This is a genomic window from Streptomyces sp. NPDC059897 (assembly GCF_042730865.1).
Taxonomy (GTDB): domain Bacteria; phylum Actinomycetota; class Actinomycetes; order Streptomycetales; family Streptomycetaceae; genus Streptomyces.
The window spans coordinates 61,105-78,640 of the sequence record NZ_JBHWKQ010000016.1 but is presented as its reverse complement, the minus strand read 5'-3'; the positions used below and the strand labels follow the sequence as shown (position 1 = coordinate 78,640).

At 70.2% G+C, this 17,536-nt stretch carries 17 protein-coding genes; 10 read left to right on the top strand and 7 right to left on the bottom strand.

The features are described 5' to 3' along the window. Position 1 precedes the first annotated feature (1 nt). Genes ACFV9W_RS19655 through ACFV9W_RS19645 form a run of 3 tightly spaced genes read right to left on the bottom strand, consistent with a single transcriptional unit; the run spans position 2 to position 3,296 of the window. Positions 2-1,495, bottom strand: coding sequence for a long-chain fatty acid--CoA ligase (locus ACFV9W_RS19655; RefSeq protein WP_385762488.1), 1,494 nt, complete (start codon positions 1,493-1,495; stop codon positions 2-4). Positions 1,496-1,506: 11 nt separating this feature from the next. After that, positions 1,507-2,382, bottom strand: coding sequence for an amidohydrolase family protein (locus tag ACFV9W_RS19650; protein ID WP_385762486.1), 876 nt, complete (start codon positions 2,380-2,382; stop codon positions 1,507-1,509). Then, positions 2,382-3,296: an SDR family NAD(P)-dependent oxidoreductase gene (locus tag ACFV9W_RS19645; RefSeq protein ID WP_385762484.1), complete on the bottom strand. Its 915-nt coding sequence runs from the start codon at positions 3,294-3,296 to the stop codon at positions 2,382-2,384. The genes ACFV9W_RS19650 and ACFV9W_RS19645 overlap by 1 nt, the downstream gene beginning before the upstream one ends. 140 nt (positions 3,297-3,436) lie before the next feature. Between ACFV9W_RS19645 and ACFV9W_RS19640 the strand changes: the two genes are divergently transcribed. Together ACFV9W_RS19640 and ACFV9W_RS19635 are read left to right on the top strand one after the other, a co-directional pair. After that, positions 3,437-3,898 carry a MarR family winged helix-turn-helix transcriptional regulator gene (locus ACFV9W_RS19640; protein WP_385762482.1) on the top strand — a complete coding sequence of 154 codons (462 nt, stop codon included), beginning with the start codon at positions 3,437-3,439 and terminating at the stop codon, positions 3,896-3,898. Positions 3,899-4,126: 228 nt separating this feature from the next. After that, complete coding sequence (locus ACFV9W_RS19635; protein WP_385762480.1) at positions 4,127-5,281, top strand: acyltransferase family protein; 1,155 nt, start codon at positions 4,127-4,129, stop codon at positions 5,279-5,281. 90 nt (positions 5,282-5,371) lie between these two features. Here ACFV9W_RS19635 and ACFV9W_RS19630 read toward each other — a convergent pair whose 3' ends face one another. Next, on the bottom strand, positions 5,372-6,385 hold the full coding sequence (locus ACFV9W_RS19630) for a Ku protein (RefSeq protein ID WP_385762478.1): 1,014 nt from the start codon (positions 6,383-6,385) through the stop codon (positions 5,372-5,374). Between the two features lie 75 nt (positions 6,386-6,460). On the opposite strand from ACFV9W_RS19630, the gene ligD reads away from it, so the two are divergent. Continuing rightward, positions 6,461-7,342, top strand: a complete 882-nt coding sequence (gene ligD / locus ACFV9W_RS19625; RefSeq protein ID WP_385762476.1) for a non-homologous end-joining DNA ligase — start codon at positions 6,461-6,463, stop codon at positions 7,340-7,342. 76 nt (positions 7,343-7,418) lie between these two features. Here ligD and ACFV9W_RS19620 read toward each other — a convergent pair whose 3' ends face one another. Further along, positions 7,419-8,222, bottom strand: coding sequence for a nuclease-related domain-containing protein (locus ACFV9W_RS19620; RefSeq protein ID WP_385762474.1), 804 nt, complete (start codon positions 8,220-8,222; stop codon positions 7,419-7,421). A 111-nt stretch (positions 8,223-8,333) separates the two neighbouring features. Here ACFV9W_RS19620 and ACFV9W_RS19615 point away from each other — a divergent pair, with 111 nt between their 5' ends. The 5 genes from ACFV9W_RS19615 (at position 8,334) to ACFV9W_RS19595 (ending at position 13,634) form a co-directional block, all read left to right on the top strand. Beyond that, positions 8,334-9,017: a hypothetical protein gene (locus ACFV9W_RS19615; RefSeq protein ID WP_385762472.1), complete on the top strand. Its 684-nt coding sequence runs from the start codon at positions 8,334-8,336 to the stop codon at positions 9,015-9,017. Further along, entirely contained in the window at positions 9,014-10,297 is a 1,284-nt protein-coding gene (locus ACFV9W_RS19610; RefSeq protein WP_385762470.1) for an ATP-binding protein, read from the top strand. Before ACFV9W_RS19615 ends, ACFV9W_RS19610 begins: the two co-directional genes overlap by 4 nt. A gap of 100 nt (positions 10,298-10,397) precedes the next feature. Beyond that, complete coding sequence (locus ACFV9W_RS19605; RefSeq protein WP_385762468.1) at positions 10,398-10,742, top strand: SH3 domain-containing protein; 345 nt, start codon at positions 10,398-10,400, stop codon at positions 10,740-10,742. 40 nt (positions 10,743-10,782) lie between these two features. Continuing rightward, entirely contained in the window at positions 10,783-12,177 is a 1,395-nt protein-coding gene (locus ACFV9W_RS19600; RefSeq protein WP_385762466.1) for an FtsW/RodA/SpoVE family cell cycle protein, read from the top strand. Further along, a complete protein-coding gene (locus ACFV9W_RS19595; protein ID WP_385762464.1) occupies positions 12,174-13,634 on the top strand; it encodes a peptidoglycan D,D-transpeptidase FtsI family protein in 1,461 nt (486 codons plus the stop codon). Before ACFV9W_RS19600 ends, ACFV9W_RS19595 begins: the two co-directional genes overlap by 4 nt. Positions 13,635-13,664: 30 nt before the next feature. Here the strand turns inward: ACFV9W_RS19595 and ACFV9W_RS19590 are convergent, their stop codons facing one another. Both ACFV9W_RS19590 and ACFV9W_RS19585 read right to left on the bottom strand, forming a co-directional pair. Next, positions 13,665-14,528, bottom strand: coding sequence for a hypothetical protein (locus ACFV9W_RS19590; RefSeq protein WP_385762462.1), 864 nt, complete (start codon positions 14,526-14,528; stop codon positions 13,665-13,667). Between the two features lie 30 nt (positions 14,529-14,558). Beyond that, entirely contained in the window at positions 14,559-15,665 is a 1,107-nt protein-coding gene (locus ACFV9W_RS19585) for a ferritin-like domain-containing protein (protein ID WP_385762460.1), read from the bottom strand. Positions 15,666-15,833: 168 nt separating this feature from the next. Between ACFV9W_RS19585 and ACFV9W_RS19580 the strand changes: the two genes are divergently transcribed. Together ACFV9W_RS19580 and ACFV9W_RS19575 are read left to right on the top strand one after the other, a co-directional pair. Next, complete coding sequence (locus ACFV9W_RS19580; protein ID WP_385762458.1) at positions 15,834-16,772, top strand: diiron oxygenase; 939 nt, start codon at positions 15,834-15,836, stop codon at positions 16,770-16,772. A 34-nt stretch (positions 16,773-16,806) separates the two neighbouring features. Further along, positions 16,807-17,532, top strand: a complete 726-nt coding sequence (locus ACFV9W_RS19575) for a TetR/AcrR family transcriptional regulator (protein WP_385762456.1) — start codon at positions 16,807-16,809, stop codon at positions 17,530-17,532. Positions 17,533-17,536: the final 4 nt, after the last annotated feature.

The following is a 17,536-nucleotide window of genomic DNA, read 5'->3' as shown; positions in this document are numbered from 1 at the left end:
GTCAGCCGTTCTGTGCGTAGGTTTCCCGCAGGCGGGATTTGAGGAGTTTTCCTGAGGCCGTGCGTGGCAGTTCGTGCGTGAAGGTCAGGGATTTGGGGATCTTGTACTTCGCCAACCGCCCGGCGAGGGAGGCCAGGAGGGCCGACGCGTCCGGGGTTGTTCCGGAGGCCGGGACCACGATCGCGCGTGGGGCCTCGCCCCATTTCTCGTCCGGGACGCCGATCACCGCGCACTCCGCCACGTCGGGGTGGGCCAGGAGGGCGGCTTCGATCTCGGCGGGGTAGATGTTCTCGCCGCCCGAGATGATCATGTCTTTGAAGCGGTCGACGATCGTGACGTAGCCGTCCGTGTCGACGCGGGCCGCGTCCCCCGTGCGGAACCAGCCCTCGGTGAAGGCCGCTTCGGTCTCCGTCGGCAGGCCCCAGTAGCCCGGCATCACGTGCGGGCCGCGGACCACCACCTCGCCCGTCTCCCCCACGCCCACCGGCGCGAGGTCCGGGCCCACCACCTGGACGTCGCTGAAGAAGTGCGGGACGCCCGCCGAACCCGCCTTGCTCACCGCGTGTTCGGCGTCGAGGAAGAGGGTGCCGGGAGCCGCCTCCGTCATGCCGTAGCCCTGGAGGAAGGTGAGGCCGCGTTCCTGGTACGCCGCGATCAGCGGGGGTGGGACCGGGGCGCCGCCGCAGGTCAGGAGGCGTAGCGAGGAGAGGTCAGCCGTCGGCCACTCGGGCCGGCGGGTCAGCAGGTCGAACATCGTCGGCACGCCGAACATGAAGGTGACCCCATAACGACTCACGAGGTCGAATGTCGCCGCCGGGTCAAAGGTGGGCACCAGGACGCACGTGCCGCCCTTCAGCAGCACCGGCAGCGTCAGCATGTTCAGGCCCGCCGTGTGGAACAAGGGCGCCGAGACCAGGGCGACCTCGTCCGCGATCAGGTCGTGGTCCACCAGGACGTTGATCGCGTTCCAGATGATGTTGCCGTGCGTGAGCATGGCGCCCTTGGGGCGGCCCGTCGTGCCCGAGGTGTACATGATGAGGCAGAGGTCGTCTCCGGCGACCGCCTCGTCGATCGGGTCCGATGGGGCGGAGGCGAGCAGGTTCTCGTAGCTCTCTCCGGCGGCCTCGATCGTCAGGGGCGTGGGCAGGGACTCTGCGGGTTCCCTGTGTCCCGTGTACAGGAGGGCCTTCGCTCCCGAGTCCTGTAGCTGGTACGCGAGTTCGGGCGTCGACAGGCGGGTGTTGAGCGGGACGAAGACCGCGCCCAGGGTGCCCGCCGCGAACAGCGTCTCCAGGTACGAGGGGTGGTTCGCGCCGAGGTACGCGACGCGGTCGCCGCGGCGTACGCCCTGGGCTCGTAGGGCGTGTGCCAGGCGGGTCGTGCGGGCGTGCAGGTCCGCGTACGTGTACGTCGTGCCGTCGTGGATCAGGGCCGTGCGGTGCGGGGTCTTGCGGGCCCGGCGTGCGGGCCACGACCCCAGTCCCTCGTTGCGCATACCGGCCCCCTTCAGGGCTTGGTGAGTCCGAGCAGCCGGGCGGCGTTCTCCTTGAGGATCTTCGGGCGGACCTCGTCCTTGATCTGGAGGTTCGCGAAGTCCGCGAGCCAGCGGTCGGGGGTCAGGACCGGGTAGTCCGAGCCGAAGAGGACCTTGTCCTTGAGGAGCGTGTTCGCGTACTGGATCAGTTGGGGCGGGAAGTACTTCGGGGACCAGCCGGAGAGGTCGATGTGCACGCCGGGTTTGTGGGTCGCGACGGCGAGGGCCTCGTCCTGCCAGGGGAACGACGGGTGCGCCAGGATGATCTTGAGGTGCGGGAAGTCGGCTGCCACGTCGTCCACGTGCAGGGGGTTCGAGTACTTCAGGCGGATGCCGCCGCCGCCCGGGACGCCCGCGCCGATGCCCGTCTGGCCGGTGTGGAAGAGGGCGATGGTGCCGGTTTCCTCGATCAGTTCGTAGAGGTCGTAGGCGACGGAGCGGTCGTTGGGGAAGAAGGCCTGGATGGAAGGGTGGAACTTGAAGCCCTTGACTCCGTACTCCTCGACCAGGCGGCGGGCCTGCTTCACGCCCGCCTTGCCGCGGAACGGGTCGATCGAGGCGAAGGGGATCAGGACGTCCGAGTGGGCGGCCGCCGCCTCCGCCACCTCCTCGTTCGGGACGGGTTCCGTACCTGTCGCGGACTCGGCGTCGACCGTGAAGATCACGGCGGCCATGTTCCGCTCGCGGTAGTACGCGGCCGTCTCTTCGAGGGTCGGCTTCCGGTTGCCCTCGATCTTGAAGTACGCGGAGGACGCCTCGTGGAGGTCATCGTCGAGAGATGCCTTCCCCTTGGACGAGACCTCCGCGTGGGTGTGGACGTCGATCGCCGCCAGCTCGTCGGTGTTCATCACGCCTCCGGGAACTTCGGTGCCGGAATCCCGACCGTCTGGAGCTCGGCGCCGACCGAGGTCGGCCACGCCTCGGCCAGCGTGTCCGGGGTCCACCCCCCGTCCGCGTAGGCCGACTTGATCTCCTGCGGGTGCGACCAGAGCGTGAGGCGGTCGCCGCCGATGCCGATGGCCTGGCCGGTGATCGGGCGGGCCGCTTCGGAGGCGAGGAAGGGGACGAGGGCCGCGCAGTCCTCCGGTGTGCCGAAGCCCTCGCCCTTGCGCAGGAAGGGCGGGAGCGGTTCGCCGTCGCGCATCGCCTCGATGTACGGGGCGAAGGCCGGGATCGTCTCCGTCATGGCCGTCGCGGCGACCGGGACGATCGCGTTGACCGTGATGTTCGCCCGGGAAAGCTCCATCGACCAGGTACGGGCCATGGCGACGATTCCGGCCTTCGCGGCCGCGTAGTTCGTCTGGCCGAAATTGCCCCGTTGCCCGGCGGGCGAGCCGACCAGGATCAGCGAGCCCCCCTCGCCCTGTTCGCGCATCCGGACGGCGGCGGCGCGGGCACAGGTGAAGGTGCCCTTGAGGTGGGTGGTGACGACGGCGTCGAAGTCGTCGTCGGTCATCTTCCACAGGACCTTGTCGCGCAGGATTCCGGCGTTGGTGACCAGGACGTCGAGGCGGCCGAACTCGCTCACCGCCCGTGCCACGAGGCGGTCTGCGGCCTCCGCTGTGCCGACCGGGACCACCTCGGCGACCGCCGTGCCGCCCGCCTCCCGGATGGACTTCACGGCCGCTTCGGCGACGGCCTCGTCGACGTCGTTGACGACGACCGAGGCGCCGTGGGCGGCGAGGGCGTGGGCGTAGGAGAGGCCGAGGCCACGGCCGCCGCCGGTGACGACGGCCGCCTTCCCGGTGAGATCGATGGACACGTGTGGATCCCTTCCTGACGGCGATACGTGAGGCAAGAAGGAAGCTAAGAGCAATAATTGATGACGTCAATAGTTGTCGCCGACCCACGCATTGCGAGAGACTGTCGCGACACCGGCCAGGACCACCCCAGGGAGACCCCATGACCCCCGCCCCGATCGACGCGCACGAGCCATGGATGCGCGGGCTGCACGCCGACACGGGCTATCTGCTGTACCGGCTCGGTCTGCGCTCGGGGCAGCTGTTCAACGCCTCGCTCCAGGAGTCGGGCCTCCGCCTGCGCCACTACGCGGTGCTGCGCTTCCTGGCGACCGGCGAGGGCGCGCTGCAAAGGGAGTTGAGCGCGCGGCTCGGCTACGACCCGAGCGCGATCGTGGGCCTGGTCGACGACCTGGAGAAGGCCTCATTCGTGGAGCGGCGGCCGTCCCCCGGTGACCGGCGCAGCCGGATCGTGGTGCTCACGGACGACGGGCGGGACTTCCTGCGCGGCACGGACGAGGCGGGCCTTCGCGTGACGAGCGAGCTGCTCGCGCCGCTGGACGCGGACGAGCGCGAGACGCTGCACGGGCTGCTGCGGCGGGTCGCGGAGGCCGGGCTCGGGTGACGCGCACTTTCGGCCGTTGTCGACTTCTCGCTACGGAGACCGCCCGGGAACCCGTTTGAGTGATTGTCATTCCTGATCAGGACTGTGAGAGCCGCCACGCGGACCCGATCCAGGTTTACTCGTGCCCCACCGCATGACTACGGTTCGGTCGATGTCTCGCAGCCACTTGAACCTCACGAATCCAGGAAGATGCGTATCCGGTAGCCGGGGTTCCCAACGGGAGGGATCGTGAGCGAACCGGTACAGCTCGCGGCTCATCGGGCCCCGCTGCCCGATCAGCAGGACGCCGTCGCACAGCCCGCGAGCACTCCATCCCGGAGACACGCGGCCACACCGGCCGCGGCCGCGACACAGAAGCCCGGCAAGGCCCGGGATGCGTTCTACGACAACGCCAAGTACCTGGCGATCGTCCTGGTCGCGATGGGGCACTCCTGGGAGCCGCTGCGCGACGGGAGCCGGGCGGCCTCCGCCCTCTACATCATCGTGTACACGTTCCACATGCCGGCGTTCATCGTGATCTCCGGCTACTTCTCGCGGTCCTTCGACGCGAGCCCGGCTCGGCTGAAGCGGCTGATCACGGGTGTGGCGGTGCCGTATGTGGTGTTCGAGGTCGTCTACACACTCTTCAAGCGGTACGCCGGTGACGATCCGGGATACGACTTCAGCCTGCTCGACCCCTGGTACCTGACCTGGTTCCTGGTGTCGCTGTTCGTGTGGCGGCTGTCCACGCCGATCTGGAAGACGATCCGCTGGCCGCTGCCGGTGGCGCTCGCCATCGCGGCGCTCGCGTCCGTCTCCCCCAGCATCGGCGACGACCTGGACATGCAGCGCCTGCTGCAGTTCCTCCCCTTCTTCGTCCTCGGCCTGTGCCTGAAGCCGGAGCACTTCCAGCTGGTGCGGCGCAAGGAGGCGCGGATCATCGCGCTGCCGGTCTTCGCGGCGGCACTGGTCTTCGCGTACTGGGCGGCGCCGCGGATGACCGCGGCGTGGACGTACCACCGGGACAGCGCACAGGAGTTGGGCGCGCCCGGCTGGACCGGAATCGTCATGACCCTGGCCATGTTCGGCTGTTCGGTCATCCTCACCGCGTGCTTCTTCGCGTGGGTGCCGGGCCGCAAGCTGTGGTTCACGGCGCTCGGCGCGGGCACCCTGTACGGCTACCTGCTGCACGGCTTCGTCGCCAAGGGCTCCCGCTTCTGGGACTGGTACGAGGTCAGCTGGGTGCACACCCCGTGGGGCCAGGTCGTGGTGACGGTGCTCGCGGCGAGCCTGATCACCGTGTTGTGCACGACGCCTGTGCAGCGGATGTTCCGGTTCGTGATGGAGCCGAAGATGGAGTGGGCGTTCAAGCGGGACGCCGCGAAGCTTGCCAGGGGGCGTTAGCCGTTTTCTGTTCGCCCGGCGACGGGGGTGCGGTCTCGGGGCTCTGCCCCGGGCCCCGCGGGCTCTCGTCCCAAAGCGGGGCTTACAAGCTCAAGCCGACGCCTTCTTCTTGGGCGTCGGCTTCTTCTTTGCCGAGGTGCTCTTCTTCGCCGCCGTCGTCTTCTTGGCCGTGGCCTTCTTCTTCGCGGGAGCCGACTTCTTCGCGGGTGCCTTCTTGGCAGTGGACTTCTTCGCGGGTGCCTTCTTGGCTGTGGACTTCTTCGTACGGGACCGGGAGGACAGCTCCGTCACCTCCGCGACGTCCTCGCCCTCCTCGCCCTCGTCGCGCGCCTTCTTGGCCGCGCGGACGCTGCTCTCGAGTGCGGACATGAGGTCGATGACCTTGCCGCCTCCGCCGTCCGACTTCTTGGGGGGCTCGGCCGGTTCGGTGCCGGAGGACTTCGCCTCGATCATCTCCTCCACGGCGTCCCGGTAGTCGTCGTGCAGCGAGTCCATGTCGACCTCGCCGAGCGTGTCCATCAGGGCGTCCGCCAGATCGAGTTCGGCGTCGCGGACCGTGACGTTGGAGTCGGGGGCGGCGTCCTCGGGAGCCCGGATCTCGTCCGGCCAGAGCAGGCCGTGCATCGCGATGACGTCGTCGACGACCCGCAGCATCCCGAGCCGCTCGCGGCCGCGCAGCGCGAACTTGGCGATGGCCACCTTGTTGCTGCGCTTGAGCGCCTCCCGCAGGAGTGTGTACGGCTTGGCGGCCGGGACGCCGTTGACCTGGAGGTAGTACGCCGTGCCCATCTGGAGCGGGTCGATCCGCTCGGCCGGCACGAAGGCGACGATCTCGATGGTCTTGGCCGTGGGGATCGGGAGCTGGGCGAGGTCGTCCTCGGTGATCGGGATGATCGAGCCGTCGGCGTCCTCGTACCCCTTGCCGATCTCGTCGTTCGGGATCTCCTTGTCCTCCAGCTCGCACACCTTGTGGTAGCGGATGCGGCCGCCGTCCTCCAGATGGATCTGGCGGAAGGAGATCGAGTGGTTCTCGGTGGCGTTGACCAGCTTGATCGGGATGCTGACCAGGCCGAAGGAGATGGCGCCGTTCCATATGGAGCGCACGGTGGGCCTCCCGGTTCGCGTCGCCGACGCACGACATAACAGACATAAGGTGCTGGATTGCCAGAGTATTACCGTATGGCGCCGATCACAGAAGTGGAGGGGCGGCGGCTCACGCTCAGCAATCTGGACAAGGTGCTGTACCCGACCTCCGGATTCACCAAGGGCGAGCTGCTGCACTACTACGCGACGGTCGCGGAGGCCCTGCTCCCCCAGCTGCGCGACCGCCCGGTCTCCTTCCTGCGCTTTCCCGACGGGCCCGACGGGCAGCGGTTCTTCGCCAAGAACGTGCCGCCGGGTACGCCGTCCTGGGTGCGGACGGCCGAGGTGACGCGCTCGGACGGGGTCTCGCGGCAGATCCTCGTACAGGACCTGCCTACGTTGATGTGGGCGGCGAACCTGGTGACCGAGTTCCATACGCCGCAGTGGCGGGAGCGGGCGCCGGGGCGGGCCGACCGGCTCGTGTTCGACCTGGACCCCGGCGCACCGGCCGACATCGTGCAGTGCTGCGAGGTGGCGGGGTGGCTGCGGGAGCGGCTGGCGCGGGACGGGCTCGACGCGTACGCGAAGACGTCGGGGTCCAAGGGGCTGCATCTGCTCGTGCCGGTGGTGCCCACGGCGTCGGAGCGGGTCAGTGCGTACGCGAAGGGGCTGGCGCGGGAGGCGGAGGCGGCGCTGCCGGGGCTCGTGGTGCATCGGATGGCGCGGAATCTGCGGCCCGGGAAGGTGTTCGTCGACCACAGTCAGAATTCCGCGGCGAAGACGACGGCGGCGGCCTATACGGTGCGCGCGCGGGTGTCTCCGACGGTTTCGGCGCCCGTGACGTGGGCGGAGGTCGAAGGGTGCGGTGCTGCGGGGGACCTGAGTTTTGTTGCGGACGACGTTGTTGCGCGGCTTGAGCGGGACGGGGATCTGCTCGCGGGGTTGTTCGACGCCGAGCGGGCCGGGGAGTTGCCGTGACGCGGATGGCGTTGCGGTCGCGGGGCTCTGCCCCGGGCCCCGCGCCTCAAACGCCGGCGGGGCTGGATTTGCCGGGTCACACCCTCCTCCACGTCCCCCTGTCCCGCGCCATCATGTGCAGCGCCTCCACGTCCGCCGGTTTGAGGAGGCCGCCCGTTCGGGTGAGGGTCGGGAGGTTCTGGTCGGTGAAGAGGCGGACGTCGCGGGGCGGGGTCGGGGAGTGCACCGCCGACGGTTCCACCAGGACCAGGGCCGCCCGGACCTCCGCGGTGAGGGCGAAGGAGCAGCGTGAGGCGTCGGCGCGGACCCGGCGCAGCAGGGGCTGCGGTTCGCCGCGGCCCGCCGTCACCCAGGGGTCGTCGACCCGCACCCGCTGCCTGCGCACGGGCAGGGTGTGCAGGGCGAACAGGCCGCCGGGGCCGATCAGCAGATGGTGGATGCGGGACCCGCCGGGCAGCGGCACCGAGTGCAGCACCCGCCAGCCCATCGCCTCGAGCTCGTCGAGGATCTCGCCCACCCGGGCCTGCGCGGCGAGCGCCTTGTGGCGCGGGTCGGTGCGCAGCCGGCGCTGCGGGGCCGGGTCGCGGTCCAGGGAGACGACGAGGGCCTCGCCCGGCCGGTTCGGCGCGAGGTCGTCGTCGGGGTGGAGGGTGAGCCCGGCCAGTTCGGCGGGGGTCGGCACCGGGGGCGGTCCGATGGCGACCTGGCCGACGATGAACGGGCGGAGGACGGCGAGGACGTCCGCCCTGCGGGTCTCGCTGAGCAGGTTCACCCGGCCCGCGTCCCGGTCGTACCAGGCGACGTTCGTGCCGTCGTCCCCGCACACGTAGAGCCATTCCCGGCCGTGCCGCCAGGTCGGTATGACGCGCAGTCCGCTCATGCCCCATCACCCCACGACCATGGGAGCAGCAAGCCGTGCCGCAGGGCAAGAAGCCCGCAGGCCCGGCATGATGACCATCGCGACCCGTTCCACCCGGCAGGCAGGAGTGCAGTGAAGAAAGGGCCCCGGCGGCTGCGCCGACCGGCTCTCGTCGTGCCCGCCGCCGCGCTGCTCTGCGCGTGCGCCGGCTGCGGGGACCGGGGCGGCCTTCAGAGCGCGGGTCCGACCCCGACGGCCGTCGGCCCGGAGCGGCTGTGGCCCACGCTGCCGCCCGCGACCCGCGCCGCCGACGACTACGGCGCCGGGGAGACGGCCGTGGTCAAGGGCGTGGAGGTGCCCGGCGGGAAGCTGCGCGAGGTCGACCCGGTGACGATCGTGCGGGCCCGTGTCACCGCCGCGCCCGAGGACTACGAGGACATCGCCGAAGTGGTCGCCGGCTGCCCGGACTCCGAGGACTGTCCCGTGCTCGGCGGGTACTACCGGGATCTGACCGGCGACGGCGCGGACGATCTGCTCGTCGCCGTCCGCGCCCCGCACCGGCAGGCGTATCTGCAGGCGTACACGTACCGGGGCGGGAAGCTGACCCAGATCATGGACGACAAGGACGCCGTCATCAACGTGCATCTGGCGGGCCGGAACATCGTGGTGCGCGCCGCCGCCGACCTGTCCGGGTACGAGTACCGCACGTCCTGGTCGTACGACGACCACCAGAAGGCGATGCTGCCGACGCGCGACGAGATCCTGCGCACCGGCTCCACACGCACCCCTGACGCACCGTCACCGAGCCGCTCATGAGTCCGCGCGCGCCGCGGCTGCCCGCCTGGACCGCGTCGCTGACGTGGAAGGCGACCGTGTTCATCACCGTGATGTGCTGTGCGCTCGCCGCGCTGCTCGGCGTGCTGGTGCACGTCTCGGTCACCGATCAGACGACGGGCCAGGCCCGCGAGCGCGCGCTCACCCTCCTGAAGTCCACCACCAAGCGGTACGAGGCCGGGGGCAGGCTCGCGCCGGGCGCGGGCCTCGATCCGCGGGGCCTGCCCGCCGAGCTGCGCGCCCTCGCCGCGCGCGGGGAGCGCGGCACGATGCTCTCGACGTCCGGGGGGCGGCCGACGATGTGGGCGGCGGGCCCCGCGGCCACCGGGCGGGGCGGCGGCCGGGCGCTCGCGGTGCGGGTGGACTTCGCGCAGGGCCGGCGCACCATCGACGGGCTCGACGGGGCGATCCTGACCTCGTCCGTGCTCGCGATCGGGGCGACGCTGCTGGTCGGCGCGTTCGCGGTGACCCGTGTGACGCGGCGCCTGCACGCGACGGCGCGGGTGGCGCGCAGGATCAGCGCGGGCGACATGGACGCGCGGGTCGACGACCGCCGGACGAAGGACCCGGGGCGGCGCCACGACGAGGTGGCCGACGTGGCGGGCGCGCTCGACAGCATGGCCGGTTCGTTGCAGGCCCGGATCCTGACCGAGCAGCGGTTCACCGCCGATGTCGCGCACGAGCTGCGCACGCCGCTGACCGGGCTGCACGCCGCCGCCGAGCTGCTGCCGCCGGGGCGGCCCACGGAGCTGGTGCGGGACCGGGTAGCCGCGCTGCGCACGCTCACCGAGGACCTGCTGGAGATCTCGCGGCTCGACGCGCGCAGCGAGCGCCTCGACCTGGACGAGCACCGGCTGGGCCCGGTGGCCGAGCGGGTGGTGCGGGCGTCCGGGACGGCCACGGAAGTCGATCTCGTGCGGGACGTCCTTGTGCTGACGGACCGTCGCCGGCTGGAGCGGGTCCTCGGCAATCTCGTGGCGAACGCGCACCGGCACGGCGCGGTGCCGGTCACCCTGACCGTGGACGGCCCTGTGATCACGGTGCGCGACCACGGCGCGGGCTATCCCGGCTATCTCGTGGAGCACGGGCCGCAGCGCTTCCGCACCGACGGCGGCGCCCGCGGGCACGGGCTCGGCCTGACCATCGCGCTCGGGCAGGCCGAAGTTCTGGGCGCACACCTGGAGTTCGGGAACGCGGCGGACGGCGGCGCGGTGGCGACGCTGACGCTGCCGCACGAGGGGACCGGGCCCGGGAGCCCGTAGCGGAGAGTGACCTTTTGCGCGCCCTGCGTGCCGCTTTTAGTGTGAAACCGGGCATTCAAGGCGCCCTCCCGCTCCTCTCCCCCACCACAGGAGTACTCGTATGTCGATCGCCATCCGCCTCGGCACAGGCGTCGCCGCCGCTGTCCTCGTCGCCACCGCGGCCGTCCCCGCCGCCGCCCAGAGCAGCGCGCCCGACGAGGGCAACCCGCCGGTCTACAAGGGCCGCGTCACCGCGAAGTCAGGACTGCTGCTGCGCGACGCCCCGACCCGCGGCGCCAAGGTCGTCCGCTCCGAGCCGTACGGCGCGATCGTCCCGATCTTCTGCAAGACCTCGGGCGACAGCGTCGGCGGGAACTCGTACTGGTACCTGCTCACCGACGGCACCTGGGCGTGGGGTTCCGCGAAGTACATCGCGAACATCGGCGCCGTGCCGCGCTGGTGCTGACATGACCTGATATCGGGTACTTGCTTGCTACGTTCCCGGTATGACCGGATCATCGGGTACGTCGGGAACCAGCACCTCCTCCGCGGTGCCCGCTGTGCGCGTCCCCCGGCGCCGGGGGACCGAACTGGCCCTGCTCGTCGTGGCCGTGCTGCTCAGCGTCTACGGGTACATCGACGTCGGGCTCGCCAAGGACAGCAGGGTGCCGGGCGGCGCCCTGAGCTACGGCGCCGGGCTCGGCGCGCTCGCGCTCGTCGCGCACCTCGTGGTCCGGTTCCGCGCCCCGTACGCCGATCCGCTGGTGCTGCCGATCGCGGTGCTGCTCAACGGCCTCGGCCTGGTGCTGATCTGGCGGCTCGACCTGGAGACCCCGGGCAACGAGGCGGCGCCCACCCAGCTGATCTGGTCGACGCTCGGCGTGGCCCTGTTCATCCTCACCGTGCTGTTCCTGCGCGACCACCGGGTGCTGCAGAGATACGCGTACATCTGCGTCGTCACGGCCCTGGTCCTGATGATCCTGCCGATCTTCTTCCCGCCGATCAACGGCGCCCGGATCTGGATCCAGATCGGCAGCTTCTCCATCCAGCCGGGCGAGTTCGCCAAGATCCTGCTCGCGATCTTCTTCGCCAGCTATCTCGCGGCCAACCGGCACGCCCTGGCGTACACCGGCAAACGGATCTGGCGGTTCCAGCTGCCGACGATGCGGGTGTTCGCGCCGATCCTGGTGATCTGGCTGATGACGGTCGGCGTGCTGGTCCTGGAGACCGACCTCGGGACCTCGCTGCTCTTCTTCGGCCTCTTCGTGATCATGCTGTACGTGGCGTCGGGGCGCGGCAGCTGGATCGCCATCGGGCTCGTGCTCGCGGCCGTGGGCGCGGTCATCGTCGCCTCCTTCGAGCCGCACGTGCACAGCCGCGTCCAGGACTGGCTGCACCCCTTCGCCTCCATCGACGCCGGTCAGGGCGCCAGCCAGCTCGCGCAGTCGCTGTTCGCGTTCGCGGCGGGCGGCATGCTCGGCACCGGCCTCGGCCTCGGGCACTCGAACCTGATCGGCTTCGCCGCCAAGTCGGACTTCATCCTGGCGACGGCCGGCGAGGAGCTCGGGCTCGCCGGGCTCACCGCGATCTTCCTGCTGTACGCGCTGCTCGTGGAGCGCGGCTACCGGGCGGGGCTCGCGCTGCGCGATCCGTTCGGCCGGCTGCTCTCCATCGGGCTCGCCTCGATCGTCGCGCTTCAGGTCTTCGTCATCGCGGGCGGCGTGATGGGGCTGATCCCGCTCACCGGCATGGCGATGCCGTTCCTCGCGCAGGGCGGTTCGTCCCTCGTCACCAACTGGATCATCGTCGCGATCATCATCCGGGTCAGCGACCGGGCCCGGAGCCAACTGCTGCCGGAGTCCCCCGGGAACGCCCCGGAGCCCGTGGAGGGCGTCAAGTGACCAAGTACATCCGCCGGGCCTCGGTCTTCTGCCTGATCCTGCTGATCGCGCTGCTGCTCAACGCGGCCCGCATCCAGTTCTTCCAGGCCGACGAGCTCGACGACAACTCCGCCAACCGCCGTTCCACGATCGAGCGTTACGGGCAGCCGCGCGGCGACATCCTCGTCCAGGGGAAGTCGGTCACCGGCTCCAAGGACACCGGGGAGTCCCTGCGCTACGAACGGACGTACAAGAACGGGCCGCTCTACGCCCCCGTGACCGGCTACGCCTCGCAGACGTACGGCACGACGTTCGTGGAGAGCGCCGAGGACGACGTCCTGTCCGGCACCGACCCGATGCTGTCCCCCGTCCCGTTCTGGAACGAGATCTCGCGCACCCAGGAGCCCGGCGGCAATGTGCGCACCACCATCAACGCCCGCGCGCAGCAGGCCGCGTACTCCGGGCTCGGCGGCAAGAAGGGCGCGGTCGCGGCCATCGACCCGTCCACCGGGAAGATCCTGGCGCTGGTCTCCACGCCCAGTTACGACCCCGGGCGGATCGCCGGCACCGACACCGCCACGACCGACGCCTGGAGCGCGCTGAACAAGTCCGAGGAGCAGCCGATGCTCAACCGGGCGCTGCGCCAGACGTATCCGCCCGGCTCCACGTTCAAGGTCGTCACGGCCGCCGCGATCCTGGAGAACAGCGTGGTGGGCGGCATCAACACGTCGACCGACACCCCGTCCCCGTACACCCTGCCGGGCACGACGACGCAGCTGACGAACGAGTCCTCGTCGGCGGCCTGCGAGGACGCGACGCTCGAATACGCGCTGCGGGTCTCCTGCAACACCGTGTTCGCGAACCTGGGAGTGAAGACCGGGCTCTCGGACATGGTGAAGATGTCCGAGAACTTCGGCTTCAACGACAGCGGGATCAAGGTCCCGATGGCGGCCGCCAAGTCGAACTTCGACACCGACATGAACGACGCGCAGCTGGCGCTCTCCTCGATCGGCCAGTACGACACCGCCGCGACGCCGCTCCAGATGGCGATGGTGTCCTCGGCGGTCGCCAACGGCGGCGTCCTGATGCGGCCGCACCTCGTCGACAGGACGACGGACAGCGACGGCGACACGGTCTCGGAGACCGGCAACGACACCTACAAGCAGGCCATGTCCCCGTACACGGCGACGCAGTTGCAGGAGATGATGGAGGACGTCGTCTCCAAGGGCACGGGCACCGGGGCGCGGATCCCCGGCGCCACCGTCGGAGGCAAGACGGGGACGGCGCAGCACGGCGAGAACAACGAGGGCACGCCGTACGCCTGGTTCATCTCCTACGCCAAGGAGAAGGACGCCGCCACGCCGAAGGTCGCGGTCGCGGTGGTCGTCGAGGACGCGTCCGCGAACCGTGACGACATCAGTGGCGGCGGGAGTGCGGCCCCCATCGCCAGGTCGGTGATGGAGGCGGTCCTCGACTAGGGCCCACAGGACCAGGGCCCTCGACAGGAGCTAGCCGATCGGCTGCCGCAGTTCCTCACGGAGCTTGGCGGCCCGCTCGGCGACCGCCTCCAGGTCGACGTCCTGCGGGTCCTGCGTGGCGGTGGCCGTGGTGATCTCCCCCACCGAGGCGCCGGTGTTGTCGTCGGCCCAGGCGCACATCGGCATGGTGAGCTTGCCGCCCGCACCCGCACTGGACTGCGTGAGGACCTCACAGGTGATGGTGACGTCGCTGCCCGCGGGCTGGAAGTCCTCCGGCTGCACCGCGACGGTGGCGTTCGCGGACTCACCCGCGCCCTTCATCATGTTGTCGCGGGCCTCGTCCGTGTTCTTGAGGCGGCCGTACATCCCGGACACGATGAGGACGCCCTTGGTCTGGTCGCCGCCGAGCGTGTACTGCCCGACGACCGCCTTGATGTCCTTGGCGTCCCAGGCCCCCTCCGCCTCGCCCTCGATCTGGGAGCCCTTCGAGGCGGACATGTCCTCGGCCAGCTCGTACTTCGCGTCGAGCACGGTCTTCGGAAGCGTCAGCTTGTACTCGGCCTCGGGGAAGCCGACACCCGCGCTCCTGCCGATGTAGCCGAGCACTCCGAGCCCGCCCAGGCCCAGGACCACGACGCCCGCGACGATCCCGATGATCAGCCCGGTCCGCTTCTTCGGCGGAGGCGGCGGCGCACCCCAGGGCGCGGGGTACGGCTGCTGCCCCTGCTGCTGCGGGAAGCCGGGGTACGGCGGCTGCGGCTGCCCGAACTGCGGGGGCTGGGGCGGCTGCTGTGGCTGCTGCCCGTAGGGGCCGGAGGGCGGCGGCCCGTACGGACCCGGCTGCTGCCCGTACGGGCCCGGCTGCTGTGGAGGATGTGACGGTGGCGTGGACACGTCGCAGACGCTACTGCATACGGGGCACGCTCAGTCGCCCGCTCCCGCCTTCACGGCCTCCTCCACCTCCGCCACCCGCGCCTGCTCCTCCACTGCAAAGCGCTGCGCGTCGAGTTGTTCGGCGATCTCCTCGTCCTGGGCCATGAGCAGGTCGAGGTTGGAGTTGCCCATGTCAAAGACGCCCATGTCGACGTAGGCCTGCTGGAGGCGCTTGCCCCACAGGCCGATGTCCTTGACGCACGGGACGATCCGCGAGAACAGCAACTGCCGGAACATGGCCAGGAATTCGGACTGTTCCGTGTACTTCTCGGCGTCGGCCTTGGGGATGCCGAAGTTCTCCAGGACCTCGATGCCGCGCAGCCGGTCGCGCATCAGGTAGCAGCCCTCGATGACGAACTCCTCGCGCTCACGGAGCTCGGCGTCGGTGAGCTGCTTGTAGTAGTCGCGCAGCGCCATCCGCCCGAAGGCCACGTGCCGGGCCTCGTCCTGCATCACGTAGGCGAGGATCTGCTTCGGCAGCGGCTTGTCGGTGGTGTCGCGCAGCAGCCCGAAGGCGGCGAGGGCGAGCCCTTCGATGAGCACCTGCATGCCGAGGTAGGGCATGTCCCACCGGGAGTCGCGGAGCGTGTCGCCCAGCAGGGACTGGAGGTTGTCGTTGATCGGGTACAGCATCCCGAGCTTCTCGTGCAGGAAGCGCCCGTAGATCTCCGCGTGCCGCGCCTCGTCCATGGTCTGGGTCGCCGAGTAGAACTTGGCGTCGAGGTCGGGCACCGACTCCACGATCCGCGCGGCGCACACCATCGCGCCCTGCTCGCCGTGCAGGAACTGGCTGAACTGCCAGGAGGCGGAGTGCTTGCGCAGCTCGGCCTTGTCCTTGTCGGTCATCTTCGCCCAGTAGGGCGTGTTGTAGAGGGCCAGCGCGTCGTCGGGGGTGCCGAGGGGGTCGTGCGGGTCGACCTCCAGGTCCCAGTCGATGCGCTTGGCGCCGTCCCACTGCTTGTCCTTGCCCTTTTGGTAGAGGGAGAGGAGGCGGTCGCGCCCGTCGTCGTATTCCCAGCTGAGGCGAGCCGAACTGGCGGACGGTACTTGCCAGTTGGGCCCATTGGGGGCCTTGGTGTACAGCTCATGCGTCGCCATGCTGGCAGGCTCACACGGTGGTAGACGCGGGGTCAACAAGTCGGCAGGAGTCGTGCGCAAGGGATTGACGGGCTTGCTGACGCGCAGTCTCATAAGAGCTGAGGCGGCGTGACCGCCGGTAACCGGCGACCGCCCGATGCACACCCGTACGACGAGGTGGGGACAGCCATGACGACCATGACGGAAGCCGACGCGCTGGCAGGGCTGCGCGACGCGCTCGGTCTGCTCAAGGACCGCGAGCAGGTGGCCGAGCGGCTGCTCGACTCTTCCGCCAAGCACTCCTTCGACCCGGACAAGGAGCTGGACTGGGACGCTCCCTTCGAGGAGGGCAAGTGGTTCTGGCCGCCCGAGCTGGTGTCCCTGTACGGCACCCCGCTGTGGAAGCGGATGAGCGAGGAACAGCGGATCAAGCTGTCGCAGCACGAGGCGGCGGCCCTCGCCTCCCTCGGCATCTGGTTCGAGCTGATCCTGATGCAGCTGCTCGTGCGGCACGTCTACGACAAGGCGGCGACGAGCGCGCACGTCCGGTACGCCCTCACGGAGATCGAGGACGAGTGCCGGCACTCGAAGATGTTCGCCCGGCTGATCTCCCGTGGCGAGACGCCCTGGTACCCGGTGGCGCCCGTCCACCACAACCTCGGCCGCCTCTTCAAGACCATCTCCACGACACCCGGTTCGTTCACGGCGACACTGCTCGGCGAGGAGGTCCTCGACTGGATGCAGCGCCTCACGTTCCCCGACGAGCGCGTCCAGACGCTGATCCGCGGCGTGACGCGCATCCACGTCGTCGAGGAGGCACGCCATGTCCGGTACGCGCGCGAGGAGTTGCGCCGCCAGATGGTGACGGCGCCGCGCTGGTCGCAGGAGTTCACACGGCTGACGTCCGGCGAGTTCGCGCGGGTCTTCTCCGTGGCGTTCATCAACCCGCAGGTGTACGAGAACGTGGGCCTCGACAAGAGGGAGGCCATGGCCCAGGTCAAGGCCAGCGGCCACCGCCGCGAGGTCATGCAGTCCGGGGCGAAGCGGCTGACCGACTTCCTCGACGACATCGGGGTGCTGCGCGGCGTCGGCCGACGGATGTGGCGCTCCTCGGGACTTCTGGCCTAGCGGGCGCTCTCGACGTGCCGGTTACGCTCGGAACATGACCTCGGCAACCGGCACGCCCGCCTACAAGCGGCTCAGCGTCGAGGCGCGGCGGGCGCAGCTGCTCGAATCGGCGCTGTCGCTGTTCGCGCACCGGGCCCCGGAGGACGTGTCGCTCGACGACGTGGCGGAGGTCGCCGGGGTCTCCCGGCCGCTCGTCTACCGCTACTTCCCCGGCAACAAGCAGCAGCTGTACGAGGCCGCGCTGCGCTCCGCCGCCGAGGAGCTCGACCAGTGCTTCGCGGAGCCGGCCGAGGGCCCGCTCACGACCCGCCTCACACACGCGCTCGACCGCTACCTCGCCTTCGTCGACCAGCACGACATGGGGTTCGCGGCGCTGCTCCAGGGCGGCAGCGTGGTGGAGACCTCCCGTACGACGGCGATCGTCGACGGGGTGCGCAGGGGCGCCGCCGAGCACATCCTCAGCCACCTCGGCCAGGACGCGCCGGGGCCGCGGCTGCGGATGACCGTCCGCATGTGGATCACGGCGGTGGAGGCGGCCTCCCTGATCTGGCTCGACGAGGACAAGCAGCCGCCGCTGGACGAGCTGCGCGACGGGCTCGTCGACCAGTTCATGGCGGTCCTGACGGCGACGGCGGGCCGGGACCCGCAGACCGCGGACGTGGTGCGGTACGCCCTCGCGCTCGAATCGCCGGAGGGACCGGTGGGGGAACTGGCACGACGGGTGCTGCCGGTGGTGGCCGAGGCGGGGCGGCTGTTGTGAGCGG

Coding starts and splice junctions, on each gene's coding strand:
- ligD (WP_385762476.1), top strand. CDS start 6,461: ATGGCGCCGATCACAGAAGTGGAGGGGCGGCGGCTCACGCTCAGCAAT.
- ACFV9W_RS19585 (WP_385762460.1), bottom strand. CDS start 15,665: ATGGCGACGCATGAGCTGTACACCAAGGCCCCCAATGGGCCCAACTGG.
- ACFV9W_RS19575 (WP_385762456.1), top strand. CDS start 16,807: ATGACCTCGGCAACCGGCACGCCCGCCTACAAGCGGCTCAGCGTCGAG.
- ACFV9W_RS19600 (WP_385762466.1), top strand. CDS start 10,783: ATGACCGGATCATCGGGTACGTCGGGAACCAGCACCTCCTCCGCGGTG.
- ACFV9W_RS19650 (WP_385762486.1), bottom strand. CDS start 2,382: ATGAACACCGACGAGCTGGCGGCGATCGACGTCCACACCCACGCGGAG.
- ACFV9W_RS19655 (WP_385762488.1), bottom strand. CDS start 1,495: ATGCGCAACGAGGGACTGGGGTCGTGGCCCGCACGCCGGGCCCGCAAG.
- ACFV9W_RS19605 (WP_385762468.1), top strand. CDS start 10,398: ATGTCGATCGCCATCCGCCTCGGCACAGGCGTCGCCGCCGCTGTCCTC.
- ACFV9W_RS19580 (WP_385762458.1), top strand. CDS start 15,834: ATGACGACCATGACGGAAGCCGACGCGCTGGCAGGGCTGCGCGACGCG.
- ACFV9W_RS19610 (WP_385762470.1), top strand. CDS start 9,014: ATGAGTCCGCGCGCGCCGCGGCTGCCCGCCTGGACCGCGTCGCTGACG.
- ACFV9W_RS19620 (WP_385762474.1), bottom strand. CDS start 8,222: ATGAGCGGACTGCGCGTCATACCGACCTGGCGGCACGGCCGGGAATGG.
- ACFV9W_RS19640 (WP_385762482.1), top strand. CDS start 3,437: ATGACCCCCGCCCCGATCGACGCGCACGAGCCATGGATGCGCGGGCTG.